The following is a 26,792-nucleotide window of genomic DNA, read 5'->3' on the forward strand; positions in this document are numbered from 1 at the left end:
GTCAGATGCCGCCGTGAATAAAAGCTGCTTCGTTACGATTTCCGGGCAGTTGCGCCTGAAGAATCAGCGGTTGGATGAACGGCTCCAGAGCGGTGATCGTGCGCTCCAGCGCCCCGCTCATATCGCTAACAGCCCGCGCACCCGCTTCCGCCATGGCATCTATACTGTCGGGATTGGCTAGAAGGAAGTTGACGGCACCTGCCAGCATATTACGGTCTTTGACCACGCGTGCCCCGCCATTTTTGATCAAACGTTGAAAAGAATCGCGGAAATTCTGCACATTACGCCCGGTAAGAATAGCGACCCCCATCATCGCCGGTTCCATCGGATTATGACCGCCTTCCGTGGTCAAGGAATTGCCAATGAAAGCGATATTCGTCAGTTGCAGATAAAGTCCCATTTCGCCGATCGTATCGCCCAGAAACACATCCGTATCCGCTTCGATCGGCGCGCCACTGCTGCGTTTTGCGACTTTCAGACCTTTTTCGGCAAGCATCGATTCTATGGCTTCGGCACGATGGGGATGGCGGGGCACGATGATCGTGACGATATCCTTGTAACGCATCTTCAGCATCTTATGCACTTCAGCTGCAATGGTTTCTTCACCGTCATGTGTGGAGATTGCAGCCCAGATTGCTCGTCCGCCAATCTGCTGCTTGAATGCTGCCAGCACCGAGGCGTCGGTGGACGGCAAGGCCGTATCGACTTTCAGATTGCCTGATACCGTAACCGGTCTTGCGCCAAGGGCACGGAAACGCTCACCGTCGAGATCTGATTGCGCAACCACATGCGCGAAATTCTCAAACAGCGCTTCGGCCAGTGCCGGGCGCTTGCGCCACGCGCCATAAGAGCGGTCCGACAGGCGGGCATTGACGAGAACATGCGGAATATGGCGGTTGCCCAGCGACAATACGGTGGCCGGCCAGATTTCCGATTCGCATCCAATTGCCAGATCGGGCTTCCAGTGATCGAGGAAGTTGTTGACCGCCGGTTGCAGATCGAGCGGCGCATATTGATGAATAACCTTGTGCCCGAGTTGTTCGGAAACCATGCCTGCCGAGGTCACCGTACCGGTCGTCATGACGATATGAATACCGGTAGCCGCGATCCTCTCGACAAGCGGTGCAACAGCGACCGTTTCGCCCACACTTGCCGCATGTGCCCAGATCACGGGGCCCTGCGGGCGCGCAATGGCCGTCTTGCCGTATCGTTCGCCGCGCCGCTTGCGCTCCTCCTTGCCGCGCGAGGCGCGGTAGGCAATATAAGGTCCCATGAAAGGATAGGCGGCAGAGCCGAACATACGATAGGCCGACAGGATATTGCGTGCCCAGCGTTCGCTCATTTCGCCTCCTCCAGTGCCGCATAGGCACGCGCCGTTGCATCGTTGAGCTGGCGCGTCAGTTCCATGCGTTTATCCTCCAATTGCTGCTCATCTGCTTCCGTGTCGACCCAGACAGGCTCGCCTCGAACAACCATTGATCGTCCGAAAGGTAACGGAATCGCAGTCTTGTCCCACGATTTCTCCAAAACATGGTTACGCGAGAAAGCATAAGCAACAGGAATTATCGGGCGACCGGACAATTTCGCCAACAAAATGATGCCCTCGCCCGCTTCGCGCGCTGTTCCATGCGCAATATCGGCGATCATCGACGCCGACTGCCCGTTCTTCAGCGCATTTTTTAAAGTCAGGAGTGCGCGCGCGCCGCCCTTTCTGGCGCTGGAACGCGAAGCACGTCCGCCAGAACCACGCACAGTGATGAGCCCCAGTTTTTCCGCCACGCGTGCGTTGAGTTCCGCGTCGGCACTGCGTGAAAACATGGCAACAACATCTTCGCCCTTCGGGCAGATGAACGGTGCCATGATGTGTTGTCCGTGCCAGAAAGTCACGATGAACGGCGAAAAATCCATGGCGCTTTGCGGGTCGACCGAGTTTTTCAGCGGCGAGTTGGTCGCGTAGACAAACCTGAAATAGCTGGTCAAAAGCCAGACCAGTGCCGATTTAACGACAGCAGATTGCGCCAGCGGTCCGCGAATGCGCCGCCACAGACGCTTTGCGAAACCTTCGGTCATTTTTGTTTTTTCCGTCATGTCAGCACGGGGCGAAGGCAAGCTTCACTCCGCCGTCAGCGTTACACCATCAGGATCGAGCAGCCGGTGCAGATGCACGATGAAATAGCGCATATGCGCATTGTCGACTGTCTGCTGTGCCTTGGCCTTCCAGGCGGTCTTGGCTGTTTCGTAATTTGGATAAATGCCGACGATATCGAGATTTTCGAGGTCGCGGAATTCCACCTTGCCAAGATTTTTCAGCTCTCCTCCGAATACCAGATGAAGAAGCTGTTTTTTATCGCCTTCTGCGCTCATTTTCAATAAATCCCTAAACAATTTCGCTTCGCGGAATGCTTTAACCCAACGCTCAATTCGCGACAACACTCAACATTTCCTGCAAGAGGCTGCCACTGGCGGCAACCAGCGCGCCATGGCTGGGCGATGCCCCACCATAAACGAGCGCACGGTTGTGGCTGTCACGCAGCGCGCCGCCTGCCTCACTCAATATAAGGTCGGCCGCTGCCAGATCCCAGTCGTTTGAATTTGGGCGGACGAAAGTCCCGGCAATGTCACCGCGCGCCACCATGGCAATCCGATAGGCAAGGGACGGCACATAAGGGTGGAGCCTGACCCGTTCACGCCAGGCTTCCGGCAATGCATCGGTCATTGCGCGCGCCGAGGCGATGGTGACCTCCTGCCCTTCCAGTGGCAGTTGCACACGGACCGGCACGCCATTTTGCACAGCACCCCGCCCCTCTCCCGCCTCTATCGTTTCATCCAGAACCGGACACTCGAGAACACCGGCGATCGGCCGGCCCTCCTCGACAATGGCAACGCTCACACACCATTGCTTCTGCCCGCCAATATAGGCGCGGGTGCCGTCGATTGGGTCGACGACAAAATAGCGGCTGCGCGCAGCCTTTGGCCGTTCATCGACGGTTTCCTCCGAAATCCAGCCATAATCTGGCCTTGCAGACAGCAGTGCGTCCTTGAGGAAGCGGTCAACGGCAAGGTCTGCTTCACTAACCGGCGAGCTACCGCCTTTCAGCCAGACTTCGGGGGATTGGCCAAAATAACGCATGGCAATGCGACCAGCCTCCTGCGCCGCATCGCGCAACAGAACCAGTTCAGCCTTGATGTCCTCACGAGATACCGCGTCGGATTTTGCAGTTTCCAGCCTATCAGTTTCCGGGCCATCAGTTTCCGGCAAGAGTCATTCCTTCGATAACAAGGGTGGGGGCGGTTATGCCGAAATTGCGGTCGATGTCGCAAGCTGGCGTCATGTTGAGGAACATATCCTTGAGGTTCGACGCGATAGTGACTTCGCTCACCGGATAGGCAAGTTCGCCATTCTCGATCCAGAAACCCGATGCGCCACGGCTATATTGCCCCGTCACCATATCGACGCCCTGCCCAAATACTTCGGTTGCGTAAAAGCCGGTGCCAAGGGCTCGAATGAGGTCCCGAGGTGCCTCACGACCCGGCTCGATGGCGAAATTGGTCGAGGCGGGCGTAACACTGGAACCCGAGCGAACGCCGCGACCGTTGCTGGTCAAACCAAGTTCGCGCGCACTGGAACCCGACAACAACCAATGACGCAACACTCCGTTCTCCACCATCGTCAGCGGCTGGCCTTCAAGACCCTCGCCGTCGAACGGCCGCGAAGAAGAACCACGCACCCGCAGCGGATCGTCCGTGACGTCAACGCCGGATTTTAAAATCTGCTTTCCCAGATAATCGCGCAAGAAACTCGTCTTGCGGGCAACCGACGCGCCATTGATGGCGCTGGCGAGATGCCCGGCAATTCCGCGTGCCAGACGCGGGTCGAATACCACCGTTACCGGCCCGGTCTTTGCCTGCCGTGCACCAAGCCTGCGCACGGCACGCTCGCCTGCCCGCTGTCCGATAGCCTCCGGCGCATCAAGGTCGGAAAAATGTAACCGCGAACTGAAATCGTAATCACGTTCCATCTTCGTACCCTCGCCGGCAATCACCGAAACAGAGCGTCCGAAACGCGTGGCCGCATAATGCCCGGTAAAACCGGTTGAGGTCACAAGCACGAGACCGCCCATGCCGCGTGATGCGCCCGCTCCACCGGAATTTGTCACGCCCTTTACCGCAAGTGCCGCGGCTTCCGCAGCCAGCGCGTCTTGCGTCAGGCGGTCGGTATCGACTTCAGTGGCGTCAAAAAGGTCGAGATCACGCGGCGTTTTCATCAGCGAAGCGGGATCGGCAAGCGCTTCGAACGGGTCTTCGGGTGATACCCGCGCCATGGCGACCGCACGTTGCGCGAGACTTTCGGGATCCACCTCGCCGTTGGCTGAAATACTGGCCACCCGCCGTCCGACAAAAACGCGAAGCGCGAAATCATCGCTTTCCGACGATTCGGTTCCTTCCACCTTGCCAAGGCGGACTGAAACGCTGACGGCGCGTGAACGCGTGACGACGCCGTCGGCATGATCGGCACCGGCGCGCTTGGCTGCCTCAACCAGCCGAGCAGCACGGTCAATGAGTTTTCCAGCCGAATTATCTGAAATCATTAATTAATCCTGTTTCCGCAAGCTTTTGAGCAAAGAAGCGCAATCGCGGTTTATATCAATGCGCGACAAAACCTTGCTAAAAAATAACGTCATTTTGTTCGACATATGACTGAGAGGCGCCATATCTAGTTTGTATATTGCCGAAATCGGGAGCCTTCAAGGCAAACCCGTCCACATTATCCAAATTCCAAGAGCGCATGCATGGTTGCAACCGGTGGAAGTCTCTACCTTCAGTCCCTGATGATCCTGGGCGGTGCCATCATTGCTGCGCCGTTGTTCAAGCGTCTGGGGCTAGGCACTATTCTCGGCTATCTTGCAGCAGGTATCACCATTGGGCCGATTGCGCGCCTTATCGCCGATGGGGAAGAATTCCTGCATTTCTCGGAACTTGGCGTGGTGTTTCTGCTCTTTATCATCGGCCTTGAACTCAAGCCCTCGCGGCTCTGGTCTTTGCGCCATGCGATTTTTGGCCTTGGGGCGGCGCAGGTGCTTTTGTGCGGCGCAGCGCTCAGCGCGCTCGGCATTTATCTCGCCGGGCTCAGCCCTGAAGCAGCGATCATCGTCGGTTTCGGACTAGCGCTGTCCTCCACGGCTTTTGCCATGCAAACACTGGAAGACCGTGCTGAGACCAACCAGAAGCATGGGCAAAGGGCCTTTTCTATCCTGCTGTTTCAGGATCTCGCCATCGTACCCATATTGGCGATCATTCCCGCTTTGTCGCCGCATCAACCGTCGCAGGTCAGCGCCGGTTTCCATATGGTGATGGCAATCGCCGCCATCGCGGCACTCGTCGTCGCCGGGCGTTATCTGATCAATCCAATGTTTCGCATTATCGCCAACACCGGCGCGCGTGAGGTCATGATCGCAGCCGCCCTTTTCGTTGTACTTGGCTCGGCAAGTCTTTTGCAGGCGGCGGGTCTGTCGATGGCGATGGGTGCATTCATTGCTGGCGTTCTTTTGGCCGAATCCTCATACCGACATGAGCTTGAGGCCGATATCGAACCGTTTCGTGGCATTTTTCTCGGCCTCTTTTTCGTTGCGGTGGGGCTTTCGCTCAATCTTGCTGTTATCCTGCAATACTGGAAGACTATTCTTCTGGCAGTGCCTTTCTTCATGGCAGCCAAAATCATCATCATCTATCTTCTCTGCCGTATCTTCCGCTCAAACCATAATGATGCGGTGCGTGTCGCCTTTCTGCTGCCACAGGGCGGTGAATTTGCTTTCGTGCTGTTTTCAGCCGCATCCGCTGCTGCAGTCATATCGAGCGCGCTTGGTTCGGAGCTTGTCGCCGCCGTCACCGTTTCCATGGCTTTGACGCCGCTTTCGGTGGCGCTGGGTTCTAAACTTCTCATCAAGGACAAGGTCGATGACACGATGGATGAGAATTTCGAGGGTGCAGGCGCCGACGTGCTGATGATCGGCTTTTCGCGTTATGGCCAGATCGCATCACAGATCCTGCTTGCCGGCGGCATTGATGTGACCGTGATCGATAATTCGCCCAATCGGGTTCGCGCGGCGGGCAAGTTCGGTTTTCGCATTTATTTTGGCGATGGCACCCGTAAAGACGTTCTGGAAGCTGCAGGCATCCGCAAAGCCAAGATCGTTGCCATCTGCACGCATAAGAAGGAAATCACCAATCGTATCGTCAATCTGATCCAGTCCGATTATCCCGATGTGCGGCTTTATGTGCGCTCATATGACCGTGAACATACTTTGCAGTTGCGCGCGCAAGGCGTGGAATATGAACTGCGTGAGACCTTCGAATCAGGTCTGTTGTTCGGACAACGCGCGCTGGAAAGTCTTGGTCTCGCAGAATCCGATGCCTATGCTATTCGAGAGGATGTACGTCAGCGCGACGAGGACCGTCTACATGTGCAGGCATCCGAAGGCATCCTGGCCGGACGCCACCTTTTGTTCAACAAGCCGGTGACGCCGGAACCTCTGGTCAAACCTTCGCGCGAAGGACAGCGCATCGATAAAGCAGGCGATGCGTCAGCACCTTTGGTCGAGAATGCCATAGACGAAGCTGCCCAATAATATACTTCAGGATAATGTCGGCAGATTATTACCTTCGAGGCTGCGTTCGATGGCATATTTCAGCTCATCACGCACATGGGCGCTTTGGGTCAATATCTGCTCGAACTTCAGGAAATCGAGCAAGCCGATCCGGCTGACATCCGGCCTGAGAAAAATATGCGGCGGTCGAAGGCGAAATTTGTTATCGATAATAGCACACATGGTGAGCTGGTTCGCGCCCATGACGGCCTCGAATGTGGTGGGCATATGATCGTCGCCTCCGACAGGCGCGCCAACCACGTCGATACCGATGACGAGGTCGGCATGATCGAACAGCAAATCAAACGGCACCGGATTGAACAGCCCGCCATCAACCAGAATACGCCCGTTGCGGCGCACCGGTGCAAAGACCGGCGGAATGGCGCAGGATGCTGCAATGGCAGAACGCAGATCGCCGTCGGTGATATGGACTTCTTTTGCCGCATGATAATCAGCAGCAGTGATGGTCATTGGAATTTTCAGCGCTTCGACGGTGGCAGGAAGCTCCGGCGGCAGAAAAACGTCGATGATTTTCTCGATATTGAACTGGCTGACGCGAAAGCCACCGGTCAAAAGCTCCACCCAGCGTTCGGGTCGGGTTTGCCAAACGCGCCGTGCCACTTCCGAGCGACGATTGAAAATTGCCCCCATATAGGCGCGAATTTCCTTGCCGCTCATGCCATTTGCGACGCCGGACCCAACGATAGAGCCGATTGATGATCCGGCAATGGCCACTGGCTTGAGACCCAGTTCGTCCAGCACCTCGACAACGTGAATATGCGCAATGCCACGCGCACCGCCGCCGCCGAAAGCGACTGCGATACGTGGTGATGATGGCATTACGTCCTTCAAACTTCGCTCCCTAGCTTTTGGCCGGGCCGAAAACCAAAATTGCCGGTTCGGCCTCAAGCAGTTTTTTGGCGACTGCCTTGACCTGATCGATCGTTACGGAAACGATCAGCTCAGAACGCTTGTCGATATAATCGCGCGGCAATTCGGCCTCCTGTAATCCGACAAGCGTCGAAGCAATGGCGGCTGACGAATCGAGATTGTTGACTGCATAAGACCCTTTGAGGAAGCTCTTTGCGGCGGCAAGTTCGGCCTCGGTCGGTCCGTCGTTTGCCATTGCGGCTACCTGCTCACGGATGATCTTGAGCGAGTCCTGCGCCTTGTCCGGGCGGGTTGCCGTGGAAATGGTCAAAGCTGAAACGTGATCGCGCAACACCATCGAGGACGAGACCGAATAGGCAAGCCCGCGTTTCTCGCGCACTTCCGCATAAAGGCGCGATGTGAACCCGCCACCCAGAATATGGTTCATCAGATAGGCGGCAAAAAAACCGGGGTCCTTGCGTGGCAATGCAGGATAAACAAAGGCAATCGCTGTCTGCGGCACATCGAAGTTGAGGCTCGTCGTGGTTCCCAGCGCAAGCTTGGCATCGGGAACGGGAACCAGCTCGGCTGAGGCAGGCAGATCGCCAAAAACCTTGTCGAGAAGAGTGCCGAGGTCTTTCGCGTTTATTGCACCAACAACACCAACAGTTAGCCGGTCACGCGCAAAATTCTTGCGATGGAATGTGGCGAGATCGTCGCGCTCGATGGTTTTGAGCGACTTTACGGTCCCGTCATCGGGACGTGCATAAGGGTGGTTGCCGTAAAGCACTTCGGCAAAGCGACGCGACGCGATGGTGGAGGGGTTGCGCTGCGACGCCTCGATACCGGCGACGACCTGCGCCCGGATGCGATCAATTGCATTTTGATCAAAACGCGGCTTGTTGACGGCGAGCGAGACCAGATCGGTCACCGAATCGCGATTTTCGGACAGCATGCGCACGGAACCAGAAACCGAATCCTGCGACGCAGAAAAACTCATTTCCGCGCCGAGATTATCGATGCGTTCCTGAAATACATCGGAATTGAGATCGCCAGCACCTTCATCGAAAAGGCCAGTCATTAGATTGGCAAGCCCCTCCTTGCCCGTGGGATCCTGCGAAGCGCCGCCCTTGAAAGAGAATTGCATGGAGACCAACGGCACGGAGCTATCTTCCACCAGCCAGGCACGGATGCCCTTTGATGAGACCACTTCTTGTATATCGATAGCGCGCGCTGGTAACGCGCAGACCATCAACAAAGTAAAAGCGGCGACGAACGTAGCGGCAAACTCGCGGGCGTGGCGCAGACGGAAATTACCCCTGAAGAAGGATAGGAAGAAAGTCGGCATAAAATTGTTACTCACTGGACGGCTCCTCCCGAATTTTCATTATTCGCACCCTGTGCATCCGGATCGGCCTGATCTTGCGGCTTGGCGTTTTCCGGTTCGGCGTTGGGTGGCAGGAGATAACTCGTCACCGACTGATCCTTGACGAGATAGCGCGCTGCGGCATCCTTGACTTGGTCTGTGGTTACGGACTTAATCAGGTCCGGCCATTTCTGGATGTCCTCAACGCTCTGCCCGACCGACAACGTGGATCCGTAAATACGCGCCATCCCGGTCTGGCTGTCACGCGCAAAAATGACGGCCTTCAAAAAGCGGTTGCGCGCCTGATCGAGTTCGGTTTGTGTAACACCATCCTTGACGATTTTCGCCACTTCCGCCTCGACTGCTTTTTCTACATCTGCAAGCGTTGCACCATCACGCGGGGCGCCATAGACGGAAAACGTACCGTCATCGAGCGCGTCTCCGCCATAATTGGCACCCGCATTGGCAGCAATGCCACGCTTGACGATCAGTTCCTGATAAAGACGCGAGCGCAAACCACCGCCAAGAATTTCGCCCAGCAGATCCAGTGCCGCCGCATCGTCCGGCTTCACATCGGGAAAACGCTTTTCATTGGCATAAGACGGCACCAGCCATGAAATACGGAAAGACGGCGTGCTGATACGCTCATCATGAAGCGTAACGACGCGCGCCGCATGTTTTTTAGGCTCTTGCGGACGTTCACGGGGGCCAACTTCGGCACGCTTGGGGACACGCCCCCAAGTTTTCATGGAAAGCTCGCGTACGCGCTCAGGCGTCACATCGCCTGCAATCACGAGTGTGGCATTGTTCGGCGTGTAATACTGCTGATAGAAATCGATGGCGTTCTTGAGACTGAGCTTCTCCATTTCCTGCTGCCAACCGATGACGGGCTTGCGATAGGGATGATTATAGAAAAGCACGGCATCGGAATTTTCCATGAGCATGGCAGCAGGTGTCGAATCGACACGCATGCGCCGCTCTTCCAATATGACCTGACGCTCGGTCGTTACCGCTTCCTCGTTCAGAATCAGATGCTGCATCCGGTCGGATTCGAAATCCATGATCATTTCCAGCGCTTCGGGCGAGACGCGCTGATAATAAGCGGTATAGTCATAAGAGGTGAATGCGTTTTCCTGCCCGCCAATCGACGCTACCTTACCGGAAAACTCGCCTGCCGGATGGTTCTTCGTGCCCTTGAACATCAGATGCTCGAGGAAATGCGCTATGCCCGAAACGCCGGGCGCTTCATCAGCCGAGCCAACGTGATACCAGACCATCTGGGTGACGACCGGCGCACGGTGATCAGGGATGACCACGACCTTCAAACCATTGTCGAGCGTGAAACTGCTGATACCGTCAGACTGGGTGATATCGGGAAGCTGTGTGTCGGAAGCCTGCCCCTCAGGCTTGCTTTGTTGCTGGGCGGCGGGTTCTTCCGACTGCGCCCAGACGGTTCCTGTGCCAATCGGCAGAGCGAGAGTGAAACCCAGGGCAGTCGACAGCAACAGGCGCCGCAGTGAGGTGTTCTTCGCCAAGCGACATCTCCAATAGGTTTACCCGGAGAGACCGGGTGATATGCTTCAGTTCAGATCAGGCGCCAGATTGCAGCTGGATCAACCGGATGATCGTGTCGCCATAATTGCGTTCTTCAGTGACCACGAATCGCCCATCAAGATTAAGGGGCGCGTCCGCGACCTCTTCAAGCACTAAAAGTGCGTCAGGATTAAGCCATCCTCCGTCAAGCACCGACAACAGCGCCTTTTCACCCAGGCCTCGCCCGTAAGGCGGATCGGCAAAGATGAGATCGAATGGCTCCATGGTGCCTACAATGCCAAGCGCACAGGCGTCACGGCGCAGGATTTTGCTGTGGCCCTGCAAGCCGAAGGCTTCGATATTCTGGCGCAGAAGCCCCCGGCCTTCTGCCGATTCCTCGACAAAAGTGGCAAACCGCGCACCGCGAGATAAAGCCTCAAGCCCAAGCGCCCCGGTGCCGGCAAAAAGATCGAGCACGCGGGCACCCTCTACCTTGTCAGGAAAGCCGTGCGCGAGAATATTGAACAAGCTCTCGCGCGTACGGTCCGTGGTAGGGCGGATGGCGTTTGTGGCTGGCGTTACAAGGGGACGCCCGCGCAGCCTACCGCCGACGATCCGCACCGCTGCCTCCTGGTCTGCCATTCGGCTTGCCGTTACCAGAACCGCCGCTGCCTGATTTACCATCTGGCCGTCCACCCGATTTACCGGTTGGTTTTCCGCCGGGTCTTCCATCAGGCTTACCGCCACCTGGCCTGCGTGGAGCGTCACTGCGGGAGGTCGAGCGCGTATCGCGATCCGAACCGCCGAAACGACCCTCCCCACGTGGTCCTACAGGCTTATCCGGACGATCCGACCGCCGGCCATCGAAACCACCGTGCGGACGGTTATTGGAACGCTCACCTGAAGCGCCATCGCGCAATTCCGCACGCTCACGCTTTCCCGGACGGCGCTCCTTGCGGTCGTCCTCACGTCGATCATCGCGCTTGCCAGTCCCGTCAAAGCGAGGCCCGTGCGAAGGCTTCCCCTGTGGACGGGGACGATCCTTGTCGAAACGACCTTCGCCGCGTGGACCGCGACGCTCATCATTATCGTCTCGCCTTGGTCGCTCGTCGTCGTCGCGGCGCGGGCGCATCTGGAGATCACCGCTGAATTTAGCAGCACGATGCGGAACCTGATGCTCGACGCGCGCAGGCTTCGCTGCCGCTTTCTCGCCTTTTGGACGTGCGCCGGGCGCCATCCAGACATTAGCATTGCCGCGACGGCGCGGCTCTACCTTTTCGGTCTTGTCTTCACGCGGCTTGCGACGTTCGCCCTGACTGGAAATCCATTCGCGCTCGCGTGGAGCACGGCGGCGATCACCTTCAGGCTCCACCCTGCTCTGGTCCAGCTCGCGGCCCGTGCTACCTTTGACCACGGCATTGGAAAATTCATTATGGATCGGTGCGTCAAAATCGGCACCGGAATCCTCGATCAGCTTGTCGCCAAGCTGATCGCGCAAGATACGTCCCCTGATCTCGCGCACAGCGCCTTCCTCGAGATCGCCAAGCTGGAAAGGCCCAAAGGAAACACGGATCAGGCGACCAACCGTCAGGCCGAGCGCGCCCAGAATATTCTTCACTTCGCGGTTCTTGCCTTCACGCAGCCCGATCGAAATCCAGACATTTGCACCCTGTTCCCGCTCCAGCGCCGCTTCCACGCTGCCATAGAACACGCCGTCAACGGCAATGCCGTTCTTCAGCTCATCGAGCTGCGCCTGCGTGACCTTGCCATGCGCACGTACGCGGTAGCGGCGCAGCCAGCCGGTCGAGGGTAGTTCGAGAACGCGCGACAGGCCGCCATCATTGGTCAGGAGCAAAAGGCCTTCTGTATTGATGTCGAGGCGTCCGACCGAAAGCACGCGTGGCATTTCGGCAGGCAGCGCCTCGAAAACCGTTGCCCGGCCTTCAGGGTCGCGATTGGTGGTCACCAGACCCGCAGGTTTGTGATAAAGCCATAGCCGAGTACGCTCGGCAGGTTTTAGAGGCTTGCCGTCCACGGTGATCATGTCGGTACGCTTGACGTTCACGGCTGGGCTTTCCAGCACCTTGCCGTTGAGCGCAATACGCCCAGCTGCAATCATGGTTTCCGCTTCGCGACGTGATGCAATGCCCGCCCGCGCAAGGCGCTTGGCGATACGCTCGCTGCCGTCATCGTCGGCTTGTGCGTCGCGCGCGGGCCGCTTGCGGTCATCCGCATTGCGTGACACATCGCGGCCATCACCCTCGCGGCGGCGACTGGTACGGTCATCTGCCTGCCGGTTACGGCTCTGGGGGCGTTTTCCGCCCTTGTCGTCGTCTTCTGTGGTCATTTGATAGTGGCCTTTTCAGCAGCGCTACCGCATCGTCTTGCACCCTGAAGCCGGGTAAAGGACAATCAGGCCCGGGCCGGAGCAGACCGGATCGGAAACGCCAAATAATTCTGTTCGCAAATCGATTTCGATTTCGAGAATTATGCAGTAACAAATCGCATGCTGGCTTGCGAGCAAAATTTGACCGAATGCATGAAATGGATGGTCATGGCACGGATGTTCGAGATTGAAAATGCTGCAACGCCCATGGATGTGGCCCTCGAAGAAGCGCGGGCAGCAGCCACGCGCGGAGAGGTACCGATAGGCGCCGTCATCGTGCATGCGGGAAATATCATTGCGCGCAGTGGAAATCGCACGCGAGAACTCAATGATGTGAGCGCACATGCGGAGTTGCTCGCAATCCGCGCGGCGGGCGAGGCACTCCAAGCGGAACGTTTGAACGACTGCGATCTCTACGTGACGCTTGAACCCTGCGCCATGTGCGCGGCAGCGATTTCCTTCGCGCGCATCCGACGGCTCTATTACGGTGCGTCCGACCCCAAAGGAGGCGGTGTGGAACATGGAGGACGCTTTTACACACAGCCTACATGCCATCATGTTCCTGAAGTCTATGGAGGATTCAGCGAAAGTGAAGCCCGGGAAATTCTCAAAAAATTCTTTCGCGAAAAGCGATAGCCCTTAGTTCAGTGCGAATTGATTAATCAGTACCATCTATCGTTGCTACAAAATATACGCCACATATTCTTAGCGAAATCGCACAGAATTGCCGAGGTAAAAACCAAGCGAATAAAACCGACGCGAGCCAAATGCTAGGCAGGACTATATGCAAACTAAATAGCCGCATCCGGTGAACACAAGATGCGGCTAAAAATGCGATATTATAAACTATGATTAGTTCCAGGGCATATAATCACGCCAACCCTTGCTGCCCTTGCCGGCGGCCTTCTTACGCTCGCGCTCTTTTTGCGCCTCGTCGGTGCCAAGCTCGCCTGCGGCGGCAGTTGAAGCCGGTGCGCGGTAGGTCAGCGGTGGCTCGCTCAGATAACGGCGCGTCGCAGAATTTCCGTGCGACTGCTGGGCGCGCTGCGCCTTGAGGGCCGCGAGCTTTTGCGGGTCCACAGTGGGCGTGCGCGACGCATAATCTTCGCGGCGACTGCTGCCGCTTGGTAAGGCCACCTTCAGATTGTCGGCCACCGGACCGTCATGTTCGATCGGGGATACAAAATTCGGATCGTCGCGATTAGCCGTGATTTCGTCGCGCAGACGTTTGCGGCGCTGTTCGGGCGATTCCGGCCAGTTTGGATCACCAGCACTGGCGACGCTTTGCTGGGGCTGCGGCAACTGCCCCTTTTCACCGGCAGCCGGGCGCACAAGGTCCGGACGCGGCTTGTAATCGATCCGGTCTTTCTTTTTACCCTGGCCGAAGCTGGCCAGATTGGACATGTCGTCGAGGAGCTGAGAACTCGCTGTTTTGTCGGTTCCATAGGTCGGAGAAGACATGCAGCCGGAGAGCGAAAGCCCCGCAACAGCCGTCATCAATACCAGAACTCGTCCTTCAATCTTCATAAGCGCCACTTCTTTTACGCCTGCCGGTTTTTCAGCCGAATGCTTGCCTTTTGGAAAGCCTTGCCGCACAAAATCGGCAACTCCAAGGCAGATATTGAACTAATTAGAGAAAGCTTTGTACATGAGTGCAATCCATGCGGCAAGCCGCCTCATTGTCAGCAAGGCGGCTTGTTGCTGGTTGAACCTAACCGCCCAGACGGCCCAAAGCCTTCAATTCATGGAGTGCTGCCGCATCCCGCGCTGACACATCCGGGAATTCGGCGTCCGTTCCCACATCGTCGGTATAGCGCCATGAGCGCGCACATTTTTCACCCGTCGCGCGGATCGGGACCACGGCAACGCCGCTCACCTCATCGAGCGTGAAAGCCGCCTGCGGGGCGGACTGATCGGTGATCACGATGCCGCTGGTGATGCAGATTTCGGAGAAATCGAGACCATCAAGCGAATCGGCAAGGCTCTTGTCGGCAATATGCACGATCGGAGCAGCCTCCAGCGACGAGCCGATGCGCTTGTCGGCGCGTTCAAGCTCCAAGGCACCCGTTACCACCCGGCGTACAGCACGCACCTTGCGCCATTTTTCAGCCAGCACATCGTCGCGCCACTCAGTTGGGATCGCGCGGAACTGCTCCAGATGCACCGAAGTCGCCGAAGGATAGCGGTCGAGCCATGCTTCTTCCGTGGTAAAGGGCAGCATCGGCGCAAGCCATGTCGTCACGCGATCAAAAATCGCCCGCACTGTCTGAAGGGCTGCCTTGCGGCGCGTGCTCGAAGGCGCATCGCAATAAAGCGCATCCTTGCGGATATCGAAATAGAAGGCCGAAAGCTCGACATTCATAAAATCGATCAGGCTACGTGCGATCTTCTTGAAATCGAACGCGTCATAGCCCGAACGCACCACTTCATCGAGTTCCGCAAGCCTGTGCAGCATCAGCCGTTCCAGTTCCGGCAGATCAGAATGGGAAAGCGTCTCGCCGTCGTCATGGGCGAGCGTTCCCAACATCCAGCGCATCGTGTTACGCAGCTTGCGGTAAGCATCGATATTGGTCTGGATGATGCTTTTGCCCAGACGCTGGTCTTCCCAGTAATCGGTGGTCATGACCCAGAGACGTAAGATATCCGCGCCCGATTCCTTGATCACATCCTGCGGCGTCACCGTATTGCCGAGCGATTTCGACATTTTCTTGCCGTTTTCATCCATGGTGAAACCATGGGTGACAACTGCATTATAGGGCGCACGGCCCCGTGTGCCGCAGCTTTCGAGCAATGATGAATGGAACCAGCCGCGATGCTGGTCCGAGCCTTCGAGATAGACATCTGCAGGCCATTTCATGTCGGCACGATCTTCAAGCGTAAAGGTGTGGGTGGAACCGGAATCAAACCACACATCGAGAATGTCGCGCACCTGAACCCAGTTCTCACTGGCGCGGCTGCCCAGAAAACGTTCCCGCGCGCCGTCTGCAAACCATGCATCGGCCCCTTCGGCTTCAAACGCCTCCAGAATGCGCTTATTGACCACATCGTCCTGCAAAACATTGCCATCCTCATCGGCAAAGACGCAGATCGGCACACCCCATGCGCGCTGGCGCGACAGCACCCAGTCCGGGCGCCCTTCGATCATGGCACGCAAACGCGTCTGACCGGCAGCCGGCACGAAACGGGTGTCATCAATGGCTGTGAGTGCACGAGAACGCAACGTGGTGCCATCGCCAAGATTCTTGTCCATATAGACAAACCATTGCGGCGTGTTGCGGAAGATGACCGCTTTTTTCGAGCGCCATGAATGCGGATAGGAATGTTTGAGCCGCCCGCGTGCAAACAGGCGATCACGGGCGATCAACTGCTTGATGACCGCTTCGTTGGCGTCACCCTTCTTGCCGTTATCGTCGATGACACGCGCAGCGCCACCTTCGCGATCCGGCCCAAAACCGGGCGCGTCCTTGGTATAAAAACCAGCATCATCAACCGGGAACGGAATGGTTGGGTCAATGCCGCGTGCTTCCAATTCACGCACATTGTCCATCCATGCCTCAAAGTCTTCGCGGCCATGGCTTGGGGCGGTATGCACAAAACCCGTACCGGCATCGTCGGTAACGTGATCACCGGAAACCAGCGGCACGGTGAAATCATAGCCGCCGCCAAAACCTTTGAGCGGATGAAGTAAATCGATATTATCCAGTTGTTCTGAACTGACTGAATCCAAACGCTCATACGAAAGCTTTGCTTTTTTAAAGCATTCATCAGCTAGCTTATCAGCGAATATCAGCTTTTCACCTGCTTGCGGACCAAAGTCATTTTCAGCACCAGTAACTCTATAAAGGCCATACTCAACCCGCGGAGAATAGGCGACCGCACGGTTGCCGGGGATCGTCCACGGTGTAGTGGTCCAAATCACGATAGAAGATTGCAATAAATTATCCAAAAGCCTTTCACCTTTGGCATCCCCAACGACACTCGCTGCTCCTACCGGGAATTTCACCCAGATCATATCCGACTCTATGTCGTGATATTCGACTTCGGCTTCCGCCAACGCGGTGCGTTCGACCACCGACCACATGACGGGCTTTGAACCGCGATAAAGCTGGCCGGAGGCGGCGAATTTCAAAAGTTCACCGGCAATCCGCGCCTCGGCATGGAAATTCATGGTCGTGTAGGGATTTTCAAAATCGCCGCAGATCGCCAGTCGCTTGAATTCGTCCGATTGGATTTTGATCCAGCCGCTCGCAAATTCACGACATTCCTTGCGGAATTCGTTGATGGCGACCTCGTCCTTGTTCTTGCCTTGTGCGCGATATTTTTCTTCGATCTTCCATTCGATCGGCAGGCCATGGCAATCCCAGCCCGGCACGTAATTGGAATTGAAGCCTCTCATCTGGAACGAGCGCGTGATCACGTCTTTCAAAATTTTGTTGAGCGCGTGCCCGATGTGGATATTGCCGTTGGCATAGGGAGGCCCGTCATGCAGCACATAAAGTGGCCGGTCTTTGGCATCCTCTCGCAGCTTTTTATAGAGGTTCATTTCCTCCCAGCGCTGCACGAGCACGGGCTCACGTGCCGGAAGCCCCGCGCGCATCGGAAATTCGGTCTGCGGCAGATTGAGTGTCTTGGAATAATCGATTTTGGTCGTCTCGGTCATGATCGGTCTTAGCCTGTAAAGCCTGCAGTGAAAGGCAAGCATATGGATCAAGTACAAAAGGGATAACAGGGGGCTGCAAAAACACAGCCATTCGCTCCCGGACTTCCACGCTCAGAGTACCTGAACGTCACGCATCAGGCAAAGCGGGAGGCCGGGCCAATAATTCGTATGGCCATCATGATAAGCCGAAAATCCGTCATCATGGGGTCGCTTTTAGCAATGCGTTTGGCAAGAATAAAGAGGGCACGGACAAGAAAGGGACAGACAGGCGCTTTAATGCGCCTGTCTGTCCCTGAAAAAGGTGACAGTTCCCCGTTCTGATCAGTCGAGCGAGAAATCGAAACGGTAGGTGGCGGAAACACCGACCATGAACTGGTTACGCGAGCCTTCCTGTTTGACGATGCTCGAATTCTTCGCAGGACCCTGAAGGCGGCTATATTCGGCAAACAGAGACGTGTCGATCTTTTCGGTGGTCTTCCAGTTGATGGCACCGCCAAAGCCGACCGATTCCACCCCACCCTTAGGGCTATATTCTCTTATCCCGGATGCGGCGGATTCTTCGCCGCTGACACCGAAATAGGTCTTGAAATAATCTTTGGAGGCGAAGGTCGCACGCGGTCCCGCAGAGACGCGGATGGCAGGTGTCACATCATGGAATACATCGGCGGAAACATTGGCCACAACGCCATTATGGGCGCGAATACCGTGGCGGACTTCACCGCGCACACGCATCCAGTCAGTGGGATAGACTTCGGCAAAGCCACCGAGTTCACCGCCGAATTTCGTTTCCTTGAGACCATCGATTTCGGTATCGCGCTCAAACAGAAATTTGCCCGCCACGCCAACGCGGAAGCGGTCATTGTCGATCAGTGCGAAGGAAATATTGTCATTACGCGAGGAGAAGCGGGTCGATTCGCCCTGACGTCCCAGAGAAACCAACGGCTGGGCAGAGAACTTGTATTTGTTCGATCCGGTGAATTTGGGAGCGACCAGACCGGCAGCGCCGACCTTTAGATACCAATCGCCGGACCAAAAATATTTGCGCTCGGGCTGCGGCGTCACGGCCACTGCATCAATATAAGGCTCCTGCGCGTCAGCAGCATATGCGATTGAACCAGTCACAGGCGAAATCGCGCCTGCTATGAAAGCCAGAAAAAAAATACGCAAAACACAATACTCCAACAAACACCACCCCCAAAACTTGGGATGTTTAATAGTCTCTGTCGGAAAACCGTAAATTTTGGCTTAAAGTCTGAGATCAGCCTAAGAACAGAATGTTTCAGGCAAATGAAAGAACGTGATCTAGTGCGGAAAGCGGACGCGCTCCAGCCAGAACAGCTCGGGCTTCTTCTTCGTCACGCTTCATTTGTGCTACCAGCGGATCGAGACCTTCAAACTTCACTTCGCCGCGCAAAAATCCGAAGAACGACACGCAGGCGACGTCTCCATAAAGGTCGCCGGTAAAATCGAACAGAAATGTTTCCAGAAGCGGTAAACCATCGCTATCGACTGTCGGACGGCGACCGAAACTTGCCATGCCATTGTGCAAGCTACCGTCCTGACGCCGGAAACGCACAGCATATATGCCGTGCTTGAGGCTCGTGCGTGCACTCACTTGCATATTGGCGGTTGGAAAACCGAGCGTTCGCCCAAGCTTCTTACCGTGAATGACCTCGCCACAAAAGCGATAGCGATAGCCTAGAAGCCCCCCGGCCAAAGCGACATCTCCTTCGCTGAGTGCATTTCGCACACGGGTCGACGAGACGGGCTGCCCGCCCTCATCGCTGAACGCATCCACCAGAGTTACATCGAAGCCGGCACCCTCGCCTGCTTCAAGCAGAAAGTCGGGCGTACCGCGCCGTCCCTTACCGAAATGAAAGTCATAGCCGGTGACGACACGCCGCGCCTGAAGTTTGTCTATAAGGATATGCTGCACAAAATCTTCAGCCGAACAGCTGGAAAATTCCGCGGTGAAGGGCTGCTCGACAATGGCATCAAAACCCATCTGCTGCAAAATCGCGGCCTTCTCAGTCGCGCCTGTGAGGCGGTCTATGGGTTCGTCGGGGCGAAAGAAGCTGCGCGGATGCGGCTCGAAGGTAAGCACGACCGCAGGCAATCCGTCTTTATGAGCAATCTCAAGTGCCGATTCGAGAACCGCCTGATGACCGCGATGAACGCCATCGAAATTGCCGATTGCCACAACGCAATTATGCAGATGCTGCGGCAACGCATCGGCGCCCGAAAAGCGCTGAAAGACGGAGTTATTGATCCCGGATTGTACCATTGGGTGCCTGATCGTGCCTGTGGTCCAAAAATATCAGACGAGCGCCTGAAGGGTTGCAACAGGACGATGCCCGTGTTTTTCAAGAAAAGCGTTCATCTTTTCAAAATTTACGATCCCCTCACTCGTATAGTCTGCGGCATGAATGCCACCGGAGATATAAAGCACATCCAGACCGAAAGCGGCAGCGCCTTTTACATCGGTGAGCACGCCGTCTCCAATCCCAAGAATACGGTTCTTGTCAATTGTACCGCCACGCACCTCTTCTGCCGCCTCAAGGGCTGCTTCATAAATGGGGCGGTGTGGTTTTCCGGCAATCAGCGTACGACCGCCAAGTTGGCTGTAATCGCGCGCCAGAGCACCGGCACACCAAATGAGGCGCGCACCGCGCTCGACCATAATGTCGGGATTCGCACATATGAACGGCAGATTACGTGACCTCAGGCGCTGCAGGAGTTCGGCATAATCTTCCGGCGCTTCCACCTCATCATCAAAAAGTCCGGTGCAAACGATACCTGCAGCTTCGAATTCCTCGACCAATTCTACACCCAGTCCGTCATAGATCGACAACTCACGCTCGTTACCAATGTGGAACACCTTGCGCGGACCTTCCGCGATCAGATCGCGGGTCACATCGCCGGAAGTGACAACGCGGTCATAGGCATCTTCGGGCACGCCCAAAAGAAGCATCTGTGCTTCCACGCCCGGATGCGGACGCGGCGAATTAGTGACGAGGATAACCGTAACGCCCTGTGCACGCGCGCGCTTCAAGGCCTCCACGGCTGCCGGATAAGCGGCAACGCCATTATGCACCACACCCCAGACGTCGCAGAAAAGCACGTCATACTGGCCGGTCAGTTCATCAAGGCGTTCAAGCTTATTCATCATCTTCCTCTTGCATAGTCTCAAGTCTGCGTGTCCTGCCGACGGTACGCGCCCATGTAGAGCATTTTGCCACCAAATGGAAATATCCGAAGCCCTATAATGTAATTATGACACGCCGATTTGCTTGCAGTCGGGCAAATTTCGACAAATTCTGGGCCCAAGCGCCGACTTTTAAGACTGTGAAAACCATATACTCATCGGACCGTGCGTCCTACTCTTGATTCCAGAAAGCCAGTCCCCACATCCGCCCCTTGGCCTGAAAAACCGAGAGGTTCAAAGCGGTGAAAATTATCCATCATCCGCCTGTCAAAATCCTCAGGCAATCTTGACAAGTCCGCAGTCACATTCTATCTCAGAGCCACGTTAGCACTCTGGCAAAGAGAGTGCTAACAGCGCGGATCAGTCTGATCCGCTTCACAGGGTTCAACGTCTATAACACCAAGGGTTCATACCATGGCTGATATCAAGTTCCGCCCGCTTCATGACCGCGTCGTCGTTCGTCGCGTTGAGTCGGAAGCCAAGACTGCCGGTGGCATCATCATTCCGGACACCGCCAAGGAAAAGCCGCAGGAAGGCGAAATCGTCGCTGCCGGTTCCGGCGCTCGCGATGAGAGCGGCAAGCTTGTTGCTCTCGACGTCAAGGCTGGCGATCGCGTTCTGTTCGGCAAGTGGTCGGGCACCGAAGTCAAGATCGGCGGCGAAGACCTGCTGATCATGAAGGAATCCGATATTCTTGGCATTATCGGCTAATCACTTCACCGGACCGGCATCAGCCGGTTTAGGCTTACCAATTTAAATATCTGACCGGGATATTCCCAGGAGTAGAGTAAAATGGCTGCTAAAGAAGTAAAATTCGGTCGCAATGCGCGCGAAAAGATGCTGCGCGGCGTCGATATCCTCGCTGACGCTGTAAAGGTAACGCTGGGCCCGAAAGGCCGTAACGTTGTTATCGACAAGTCGTTCGGCGCTCCGCGCATTACCAAGGACGGTGTGTCGGTTGCCAAGGAAATCGAACTGGAAGACAAGTTCGAAAACATGGGCGCACAGATGCTGCGCGAAGTGGCTTCCAAGACAAACGACACCGCTGGTGACGGCACCACGACCGCAACCGTTCTGGCTCAGGGTATCGTTCAGGAAGGTGCCAAGGCTGTTGCTGCCGGCATGAACCCGATGGATCTCAAGCGCGGTATCGATCTGGCTGTCAACGAAGTTGTTGCCGAGCTGCTCAAGAACGCCAAGAAGATCAATACGTCTGAAGAAGTTGCCCAGGTTGGCACCATCTCTGCCAATGGCGAAGTTGAAATCGGCAAGATGATCGCTGAAGCGATGCAGAAAGTCGGCAACGAAGGCGTCATCACGGTTGAAGAAGCCAAGACCGCTGAAACCGAACTCGAAGTCGTTGAAGGCATGCAGTTCGACCGTGGCTACCTGTCGCCTTACTTCGTCACCAATCCCGACAAGATGATTGCTGACCTCGAAGACGCTTACATCCTTCTGCACGAAAAGAAGCTTTCCAACCTTCAGGCTCTCCTGCCGGTTCTCGAAGCTGTCGTTCAGACCTCCAAGCCACTCGTCATCATCGCTGAAGACGTCGAAGGTGAAGCTCTTGCAACGCTCGTCGTCAACAAGCTGCGTGGCGGCCTGAAAATTGCTGCAGTCAAGGCTCCGGGCTTCGGCGATCGCCGCAAGGCTATGCTCGAAGACATCGCGATCCTCACCGGCGGTCAGGTCATTTCCGAAGACCTCGGCATCAAGCTGGAAAGCGTCACGCTTGACATGCTGGGCCGCGCCAAGAAGGTTGCGATCTCCAAGGAAAACACCACGATCGTCGACGGTGCAGGCCAGAAGGCCGAGATCAACGCCCGCGTTGGCCAGATCAAGCAGCAGATCGAAGAAACCACTTCGGACTATGATCGTGAAAAGCTTCAGGAACGTCTTGCCAAGCTGGCTGGCGGTGTTGCCGTGATCCGCGTTGGCGGTGCAACGGAAGTTGAAGTGAAGGAAAAGAAGGATCGCGTTGACGATGCTCTGAACGCAACCCGCGCGGCTGTTGAAGAAGGCATCGTTGCAGGTGGTGGTACCGCTCTGCTACGCGCTTCTGCAAAAATTTCCGCCAAGGGCATCAATGCCGATCAGGAAGCTGGAATCAACATCGTTCGTCGCGCCCTGCAGACTCCTGCTCGCCAGATCACGACCAATGCTGGTGAAGAAGCTTCCGTTATCGTTGGCAAGATCCTTGAAAACGCTTCGGAAACCTACGGCTACAACACGGCAACTGGCGAATATGGCGACCTGATCAAGTCTGGCGTCGTCGATCCGGTCAAGGTTGTGCGCACGGCGCTGCAGAATGCAGCATCGGTTGCTGGTCTCCTGATCACCACCGAAGCCATGATCGCAGAGCTTCCGAAGAAGGACGCTGCTCCTGCTGGCATGCCTGGCGGCATGGGCGGCATGGGCGGCATGGATTTCTAAGAAATCCATAAAGCTCGCCCATGAGTTAAAATGCCTGCACCGCCTTGCGGTGCGGGTGGCGGCATGGATTTCTAAGAAATCCAACAGTCTTGAAATTGAGAAAGGCGGCCAATGGCCGCCTTTTTCATTGTGTAACTATTTGTGATTTATGGAAAATTTACCTTTTGGGCGCTTTGCGTGAATTTAGGTTTCAATTTAGCATCTTCTGATTGACTTGATGGAACCACTTGTGGTCAATCACACTTATCGAGATGGACTTCCTGTTTGCCCCCGCACCCTGGAAGTCCTGTCTTGGGCAACAGGAAAGGCAGACTTTGGTCTGCCTTTCCAATTAACATCGAAGTTTATTCGAAAGCCGCCGCGCTCCAGATTACGTTGGGTGGTGGTCAGCATTTTTTGGGAAATACAGTTGACGGTCCGGCGCAGCGCATTGAACCGCATGGGACCGTTACCAAGATAACTGACAACCAGCACGGTCTACCTACCCGCATTTCACCGAGGCTGCCAAGAATATGCTCGATCGGCTTGTCTGGTGGGGCAAGGCGCTCAAAGCCGCACGCGGCAACTAAACCCTGTCAGGCCGGAACGGGTCCCGTTCCGGCTCGCTGTCGCCGAAAACGCGGTTCAAACATGTCTTGACGCTCGACGGAGATAAAAAATCTGCGTCGGGAGTCCAATAATCAGCACAACGAGAAGAGAACCGAGAGCCAGTTTTAAAATTGGGGAGTCTGGATCGCTTGCAATTGGATGTCCGTCCGGCACGCGCCGCAAAGTTTCCGAGACACTGGGGACCATCAACAGAAACACACTCAAAGTCAGAAAAACCGTCTCAAGATATTTGCGGGCGCGTCCCAGAAATGCAACCTGTTCCACTCCGTAACCGGCGATCAGCAAAAGCAGCGTTACAGCGCCGATAATGCTGCTGAGCGGTGACTTGGCGACCAGAAAAACCGTAATGCATCCAAACATCATACCGGTGAAATACATAAGACCGGGCCTTGAGCGCGGGACGATGCGCCCATAGCGGGCAAGCATGTAGATTGCAGCGGGGATGGCCGGGAGGCTGCCCAGAGTATGTAGCCATCCCAGGGGCGATATTCCAAACATCAAATTACCTCTTATTGATCGGCGCGCATGTAGGTTTGTCCGCCTGTAATCGCCGTCTCCTCTTGAGAAGGCGACGTATCAGCCAAATTCCTACATCATAGCGTTCATTCTATTTGTCTCAATAATGTTTATTGCGATAATTAATAAATGCATAGGCGCCGCCCATTGTCCATAATGATTGTCGCAATAATTAATTTTGTGATAGAAAGTCCCTATGGACAGTTATATCCCGCTTGAGAACCAACTTTGTTTCTCGATTTATTCGACTTCGCTTGCCATTAATCGTTTGTACAAGCCTCTGCTTGACGAGCTTGGCATCACCTACCCTCAGTATCTGGTGTTGAACGTTCTCTGGGAAGAGGACGGACGCAGTATCAGCACAATCGCTCAGCGTATCGCTCTGGAGCCAAGCACGATCACGCCTCTGGTCAAAAGACTGGAAGCAGCAGGTTTGGTTCAAAGGATTCGCAGCGCAGAAGACGAGAGAACCGTGCACGTCAGATTGACCCAACGGGGGCGTGCTCTGCGCGAAGAGAGCCGCTGCCTTGGTGAAGCCTTGTTTGTCAAGGCGCACATGCCAGTCGATGACATGATCGCGCTCAACCGGGAGATACGCCGCTTATATAGCGCTCTTACGTTGGAGCAGAACGCTGAAAGCGCTAGTTCCGACTTGCCGTTACCGTGATCCGCCCTATGATTGTCGAAAACCGCATTGCGCTCCCGCGCGCCTGATTTCAACAAAGCAGAATGGACAAACCATGCGCAAGGAACTGCCAATCGCCACCGCCCCCAAAGATGGCCGCAAGATCACCGTTGTCTGGACCGACGATGACGATCAGCGCAACGAATCGCTCGCGCAATACCGCTCTTTGCAACAGTTGAATGCGGGTGGCGGCCAATGGGACGAGACCGATACCGGCTGGTGGATATTTACCGATAGCAAGACCCAGCGCAAAATAGAGCCGGTTGCTTGGGTTTCGGAAACCGAGGGCGGCGACGACAACGAAGACGATAATTGATCGTCAACGGTCACTGCGCGTCGATTAAAGTTGAATTGTTTCATCATATTTTGTCAAATGCGATCATTCTGCGCAGCGGTTGCAATGCCGCGCAGATTTTCACGTAGCGACGAGACAGCCGGAGATAAAACATGACCGCCACGCGTACCGAAACAGATACTTTCGGACCGATCGACGTCCCCACGGATCGTTACTGGGGTGCGCAGACGCAGCGCTCTTTGCAGAATTTCAAGATTGGCGGCGAGCGCCTGCCTTTGCCACTGGTGCATGCACTGGGCGTGGTTAAACGTGCCGCCGCTGAAACAAATATTGCACTCGGCAAACTCGATCCCGTGCTGGGTCAGGTCATTGCTGTCGCAGCTTCCGAAGTCATCGAAGGCAAGCTCGACGACCATTTCCCGCTTGTCGTCTGGCAGACGGGATCCGGCACGCAGTCGAACATGAACGCCAATGAAGTGATCTCCAACCGTGCCATCGAGCTGCTCGGCGGGGAAAAAGGCTCCAAGAAGCCGGTCCACCCCAATGACCACGTCAATATGAGCCAGTCGTCCAATGACAGCTTTCCCACTGCGATCCACATCGCGACCGCCGTCGAGGCGGTTAACCGCCTTTATCCCGCTCTTGAGCATCTGACGAGGTCGCTGAAGGTCAAGGAAGAAGCGTTTAAAGACATCATCAAGATCGGTCGCACCCACACACAGGACGCGACACCTATTACGCTCGGTCAGGAATTTTCCGGCTACCGCGTCGCACTCGACTATGCGCGCCAGCGTATCGAACATTCGCTCGCCGACATATTTTTGCTTGCGCAGGGTGGAACTGCGGTCGGTACCGGTCTGAATGCTCCCAAAGGCTTCGATACCGGCGTTGCCGATGCGGTGAGCGCCATTACAGGCCTGTCCTTCAAGACAGCACCCAACAAGTTCGAGGCACTGGCAAGCCACGGTGCGATTGCCAATTTCCATGGAAGCCTCAATGCGCTGGCAGCCGATCTGTTCAAAATCGCCAACGATATTCGTTTCCTCGGCTCCGGCCCGCGATCAGGGCTGGGCGAACTGTCGCTGCCGGAAAACGAACCCGGATCGTCAATTATGCCGGGCAAGGTCAACCCGACGCAGGCCGAGGCACTGACGATGGTTGCAACGCAGATTTTCGGCAATCATACCGCCGTGACGGTTGCCGCCAGCCAGGGCCATTTCGAACTCAATGTCTTCAAGCCCGTCATCGCCTATAATGTGCTGCAATCCATCCGTCTGCTGAGCGACGCCATGTTATCCTTTGCCGATCATTGTGTGGAAGGGATCGAGCCGAACCAATCCCGTATCAAGGAGCTTCTGGATCGTTCGCTGATGCTGGTGACCGCGCTTGCACCGGCCATCGGCTATGACAACGCCGCCAAGATTGCCAAGACTGCGCATAAGAACGACACGACCCTGCGCGAGGAAGCCCTGAAAAGCGGCCTTGTCTCCGAAGAAGATTATGATCGTCTTGTTCAAGCAGAACGCATGATCGCTCCTGAATAGTGATTGTTCGTAATTTGGATACAATCTGTCGAGAAGAGTGTCGCTT

22 protein-coding genes and 2 pseudogenes are annotated in these 26,792 nt (G+C 55.8%); 7 read left to right on the forward strand and 17 right to left on the reverse strand.

Going from position 1 to position 26,792, the window contains the following annotated elements; genetic code table 11:
* Position 1: 1 nt before the first annotated feature.
* From waaA to AAIB41_RS14850, 5 genes are read right to left on the reverse strand one after another with little or no spacing between them, the layout of a single operon-like run.
* Positions 2–1,342, reverse strand: coding sequence for a lipid IV(A) 3-deoxy-D-manno-octulosonic acid transferase (gene waaA / locus AAIB41_RS14830; protein WP_343316049.1), 1,341 nt, complete (start codon positions 1,340–1,342; stop codon positions 2–4).
* Positions 1,339–2,070 (reverse strand): lysophospholipid acyltransferase family protein, encoded by a 732-nt coding sequence (locus AAIB41_RS14835; protein ID WP_343316050.1) that lies wholly within the window; start codon positions 2,068–2,070, stop codon positions 1,339–1,341. Before AAIB41_RS14835 ends, waaA begins: the two co-directional genes overlap by 4 nt.
* A 42-nt stretch (positions 2,071–2,112) precedes the next feature.
* A complete protein-coding gene (locus AAIB41_RS14840) occupies positions 2,113–2,364 on the reverse strand; it encodes a DUF4170 domain-containing protein (protein WP_343316051.1) in 252 nt (83 codons plus the stop codon).
* Between the two features lie 52 nt (positions 2,365–2,416).
* A complete protein-coding gene (locus tag AAIB41_RS14845) occupies positions 2,417–3,187 on the reverse strand; it encodes a 3'(2'),5'-bisphosphate nucleotidase CysQ (RefSeq protein ID WP_343316087.1) in 771 nt (256 codons plus the stop codon).
* Positions 3,188–3,245: 58 nt separating this feature from the next.
* A complete protein-coding gene (locus AAIB41_RS14850; protein WP_343316052.1) occupies positions 3,246–4,589 on the reverse strand; it encodes a TldD/PmbA family protein in 1,344 nt (447 codons plus the stop codon).
* A 201-nt stretch (positions 4,590–4,790) separates the two neighbouring features.
* On the opposite strand from AAIB41_RS14850, the gene AAIB41_RS14855 reads away from it, so the two are divergent.
* Positions 4,791–6,626 carry a monovalent cation:proton antiporter-2 (CPA2) family protein gene (locus tag AAIB41_RS14855; RefSeq protein ID WP_343316053.1) on the forward strand — a complete coding sequence of 612 codons (1,836 nt, stop codon included), beginning with the start codon at positions 4,791–4,793 and terminating at the stop codon, positions 6,624–6,626.
* A gap of 6 nt (positions 6,627–6,632) precedes the next feature.
* On the opposite strand, the gene AAIB41_RS14860 is transcribed toward AAIB41_RS14855, so the two are convergent.
* The 5 genes and pseudogenes from AAIB41_RS14860 to AAIB41_RS14880 form a co-directional block, all read right to left on the reverse strand.
* A complete protein-coding gene (locus AAIB41_RS14860; RefSeq protein ID WP_343316054.1) occupies positions 6,633–7,484 on the reverse strand; it encodes a patatin-like phospholipase family protein in 852 nt (283 codons plus the stop codon).
* A gap of 22 nt (positions 7,485–7,506) precedes the next feature.
* A complete protein-coding gene (locus AAIB41_RS14865) occupies positions 7,507–8,766 on the reverse strand; it encodes a pitrilysin family protein (protein WP_343316088.1) in 1,260 nt (419 codons plus the stop codon).
* A 107-nt stretch (positions 8,767–8,873) separates the two neighbouring features.
* The gene (locus tag AAIB41_RS14870) at positions 8,874–10,415 is read right to left on the reverse strand and encodes a pitrilysin family protein (protein ID WP_343316055.1); all 1,542 of its coding nucleotides are present in this window, start codon (positions 10,413–10,415) and stop codon (positions 8,874–8,876) included.
* 55 nt (positions 10,416–10,470) lie between these two features.
* Entirely contained in the window at positions 10,471–11,055 is a 585-nt protein-coding gene (rsmD, locus tag AAIB41_RS14875; protein WP_343316056.1) for a 16S rRNA (guanine(966)-N(2))-methyltransferase RsmD, read from the reverse strand.
* Positions 11,015–12,803 (reverse strand): annotated as a pseudogene (locus AAIB41_RS14880) (pseudouridine synthase). The gene rsmD and the pseudogene AAIB41_RS14880 overlap by 41 nt, the downstream one beginning before the upstream one ends.
* Before the next feature lie 158 nt (positions 12,804–12,961).
* Here AAIB41_RS14880 and AAIB41_RS14885 point away from each other — a divergent pair.
* Complete coding sequence (locus AAIB41_RS14885; RefSeq protein ID WP_343316089.1) at positions 12,962–13,435, forward strand: nucleoside deaminase; 474 nt, start codon at positions 12,962–12,964, stop codon at positions 13,433–13,435.
* A 216-nt stretch (positions 13,436–13,651) separates the two neighbouring features.
* Here AAIB41_RS14885 and AAIB41_RS14890 read toward each other — a convergent pair whose 3' ends face one another.
* The 5 genes from AAIB41_RS14890 to AAIB41_RS14910 all read right to left on the reverse strand — a co-directional run bounded on the left by AAIB41_RS14890 (position 13,652) and on the right by AAIB41_RS14910 (position 20,625).
* Positions 13,652–14,326: a hypothetical protein gene (locus AAIB41_RS14890; protein ID WP_343316090.1), complete on the reverse strand. Its 675-nt coding sequence runs from the start codon at positions 14,324–14,326 to the stop codon at positions 13,652–13,654.
* Between the two features lie 184 nt (positions 14,327–14,510).
* Positions 14,511–17,459 carry an isoleucine--tRNA ligase gene (gene ileS, locus AAIB41_RS14895; RefSeq protein WP_343314824.1) on the reverse strand — a complete coding sequence of 983 codons (2,949 nt, stop codon included), beginning with the start codon at positions 17,457–17,459 and terminating at the stop codon, positions 14,511–14,513.
* 321 nt (positions 17,460–17,780) lie between these two features.
* Positions 17,781–18,644, reverse strand: a complete 864-nt coding sequence (locus AAIB41_RS14900; RefSeq protein ID WP_343314825.1) for a MipA/OmpV family protein — start codon at positions 18,642–18,644, stop codon at positions 17,781–17,783.
* A gap of 94 nt (positions 18,645–18,738) precedes the next feature.
* Positions 18,739–19,728: a bifunctional riboflavin kinase/FAD synthetase gene (locus AAIB41_RS14905; RefSeq protein WP_343316091.1), complete on the reverse strand. Its 990-nt coding sequence runs from the start codon at positions 19,726–19,728 to the stop codon at positions 18,739–18,741.
* A gap of 48 nt (positions 19,729–19,776) precedes the next feature.
* A complete protein-coding gene (locus tag AAIB41_RS14910; RefSeq protein ID WP_343316092.1) occupies positions 19,777–20,625 on the reverse strand; it encodes a TIGR01459 family HAD-type hydrolase in 849 nt (282 codons plus the stop codon).
* 453 nt (positions 20,626–21,078) lie between these two features.
* On the opposite strand from AAIB41_RS14910, the gene groES reads away from it, so the two are divergent.
* The gene (groES, locus tag AAIB41_RS14915; protein WP_343314826.1) at positions 21,079–21,375 is read left to right on the forward strand and encodes a co-chaperone GroES; all 297 of its coding nucleotides are present in this window, start codon (positions 21,079–21,081) and stop codon (positions 21,373–21,375) included.
* A gap of 81 nt (positions 21,376–21,456) precedes the next feature.
* Positions 21,457–23,097, forward strand: coding sequence for a chaperonin GroEL (gene groL, locus AAIB41_RS14920; protein WP_343314827.1), 1,641 nt, complete (start codon positions 21,457–21,459; stop codon positions 23,095–23,097).
* A gap of 351 nt (positions 23,098–23,448) precedes the next feature.
* Here groL and AAIB41_RS14925 read toward each other — a convergent pair.
* Together AAIB41_RS14925 and AAIB41_RS14930 are read right to left on the reverse strand one after the other, a co-directional pair.
* A pseudogene (locus AAIB41_RS14925) lies at positions 23,449–23,574 on the reverse strand (winged helix-turn-helix transcriptional regulator); the annotation flags it as partial.
* A 147-nt stretch (positions 23,575–23,721) separates the two neighbouring features.
* Positions 23,722–24,204 carry a hypothetical protein gene (locus AAIB41_RS14930; RefSeq protein ID WP_343314828.1) on the reverse strand — a complete coding sequence of 161 codons (483 nt, stop codon included), beginning with the start codon at positions 24,202–24,204 and terminating at the stop codon, positions 23,722–23,724.
* Between the two features lie 214 nt (positions 24,205–24,418).
* Here AAIB41_RS14930 and AAIB41_RS14935 point away from each other — a divergent pair, with 214 nt between their 5' ends.
* The 3 genes from AAIB41_RS14935 (at position 24,419) to fumC (ending at position 26,746) form a co-directional block, all read left to right on the forward strand.
* Entirely contained in the window at positions 24,419–24,889 is a 471-nt protein-coding gene (locus AAIB41_RS14935; protein ID WP_343314829.1) for a MarR family transcriptional regulator, read from the forward strand.
* 73 nt (positions 24,890–24,962) lie between these two features.
* Positions 24,963–25,223: a hypothetical protein gene (locus AAIB41_RS14940; RefSeq protein WP_343314830.1), complete on the forward strand. Its 261-nt coding sequence runs from the start codon at positions 24,963–24,965 to the stop codon at positions 25,221–25,223.
* Positions 25,224–25,354: 131 nt separating this feature from the next.
* A complete protein-coding gene (gene fumC, locus AAIB41_RS14945) occupies positions 25,355–26,746 on the forward strand; it encodes a class II fumarate hydratase (protein ID WP_343314831.1) in 1,392 nt (463 codons plus the stop codon).
* Positions 26,747–26,792: the final 46 nt, after the last annotated feature.

This window comes from Brucella sp. BE17, assembly GCF_039545455.1.
GTDB lineage: Bacteria > Pseudomonadota > Alphaproteobacteria > Rhizobiales > Rhizobiaceae > Brucella.

Coding starts and splice junctions, on each gene's coding strand:
- rsmD (WP_343316056.1), bottom strand. CDS start 11,055: ATGGCAGACCAGGAGGCAGCGGTGCGGATCGTCGGCGGTAGGCTGCGC.
- fumC (WP_343314831.1), top strand. CDS start 25,355: ATGACCGCCACGCGTACCGAAACAGATACTTTCGGACCGATCGACGTC.
- AAIB41_RS14840 (WP_343316051.1), bottom strand. CDS start 2,364: ATGAGCGCAGAAGGCGATAAAAAACAGCTTCTTCATCTGGTATTCGGA.
- AAIB41_RS14910 (WP_343316092.1), bottom strand. CDS start 20,625: ATGAATAAGCTTGAACGCCTTGATGAACTGACCGGCCAGTATGACGTG.
- AAIB41_RS14885 (WP_343316089.1), top strand. CDS start 12,962: ATGGTCATGGCACGGATGTTCGAGATTGAAAATGCTGCAACGCCCATG.
- AAIB41_RS14865 (WP_343316088.1), bottom strand. CDS start 8,766: ATGGTCTGCGCGTTACCAGCGCGCGCTATCGATATACAAGAAGTGGTC.
- AAIB41_RS14935 (WP_343314829.1), top strand. CDS start 24,419: ATGGACAGTTATATCCCGCTTGAGAACCAACTTTGTTTCTCGATTTAT.
- AAIB41_RS14890 (WP_343316090.1), bottom strand. CDS start 14,326: ATGAAGATTGAAGGACGAGTTCTGGTATTGATGACGGCTGTTGCGGGG.
- AAIB41_RS14860 (WP_343316054.1), bottom strand. CDS start 7,484: ATGCCATCATCACCACGTATCGCAGTCGCTTTCGGCGGCGGCGGTGCG.
- AAIB41_RS14835 (WP_343316050.1), bottom strand. CDS start 2,070: ATGACCGAAGGTTTCGCAAAGCGTCTGTGGCGGCGCATTCGCGGACCG.
- AAIB41_RS14930 (WP_343314828.1), bottom strand. CDS start 24,204: ATGTTTGGAATATCGCCCCTGGGATGGCTACATACTCTGGGCAGCCTC.
- groES (WP_343314826.1), top strand. CDS start 21,079: ATGGCTGATATCAAGTTCCGCCCGCTTCATGACCGCGTCGTCGTTCGT.
- AAIB41_RS14850 (WP_343316052.1), bottom strand. CDS start 4,589: ATGATTTCAGATAATTCGGCTGGAAAACTCATTGACCGTGCTGCTCGG.
- AAIB41_RS14940 (WP_343314830.1), top strand. CDS start 24,963: ATGCGCAAGGAACTGCCAATCGCCACCGCCCCCAAAGATGGCCGCAAG.
- waaA (WP_343316049.1), bottom strand. CDS start 1,342: ATGAGCGAACGCTGGGCACGCAATATCCTGTCGGCCTATCGTATGTTC.
- ileS (WP_343314824.1), bottom strand. CDS start 17,459: ATGACCGAGACGACCAAAATCGATTATTCCAAGACACTCAATCTGCCG.
- groL (WP_343314827.1), top strand. CDS start 21,457: ATGGCTGCTAAAGAAGTAAAATTCGGTCGCAATGCGCGCGAAAAGATG.
- AAIB41_RS14855 (WP_343316053.1), top strand. CDS start 4,791: ATGGTTGCAACCGGTGGAAGTCTCTACCTTCAGTCCCTGATGATCCTG.